General features: G+C 57.4%; 1 protein-coding gene. It reads left to right on the forward strand.

The annotated features are described in order from the left end of the window. Window positions 1–66 precede the first annotated feature (66 nt). Window positions 67–824 (forward strand): IS5 family transposase gene (locus ACR0DH_RS20240; RefSeq protein WP_480551907.1). Its coding sequence is split into 2 segments (ribosomal slippage): window positions 67–388 and window positions 388–824, totalling 759 coding nucleotides; the frame shifts between segments, so codons are not numbered across the junction. Window positions 825–836 lie beyond the last annotated feature (12 nt).

The raw sequence follows: 836 nt of genomic DNA on the forward strand, positions 1-836 counted from the left end.
TAGGGTCAGGACCCATTGATTTCCGCGTTGGTGCATGATTCACGGTTCGAAAAACGAGCGGTGACCATGTCTGATCTTTTCTGGCTCACAGATGCGCAGATGGCGCGTCTTGAACCCTTCTTCCCCAAGTCCCACGGCAAGCCACGTGTTGATGATCGACGTGTGTTGAGCGGCATTATCTTCATCAATCGTAATGGGTTGAGGTGGCGTGACGCACCTTCGGCCTATGGCCCACACAAGACCCTCTATAACCGTTGGAAGCGGTGGAGCGACAAAGGCATCTTCGCCCAGATGATGGTCGGTCTGGCTGCCGAACACGGCGAAGAGAAGACAGTGATGATCGACGCCACCTACCTGAAGGCCCACCGCACAGCGACCAGCTTGGGCGTCAAAAAGGGGGGCGTGGACGCCTGATCGGTCGCACCAAAGGCGGCATGAACACCAAGCTGCACGCCATCTGCGACAGCCGGGGACGTCCGCTCAACCTGTTCGTCACAGCTGGGCAAGTCAGCGATTACATCGGAGCGCGGGCATTGCTGAGCAGCTTGCCGGATGTCGATTGGCTGCTCGGGGATCGCGGCTATGACGCCGATTGGTTCCGGGAAGCGTTGAAAGACAAAGGGATACGAGCCTGTATCCCTGGCCGGAAGCAGCGGAAGAAACCGGTAAAGTACGACAGGCGTCGATACAAACGGCGTAACCGGATCGAGATCATGTTCGGAAGGTTGAAGGATTGGCGGCGTGTAGCAACCCGCTACGACAGGTGCCCCAAGGTCTTCTTGTCCGCAATCGCACTCGCAGCACTCGTCATATACTGGCTATGAGTCCTGACCCTA

It is taken from the genome of Ruegeria sp. I1, from assembly GCF_056532675.1.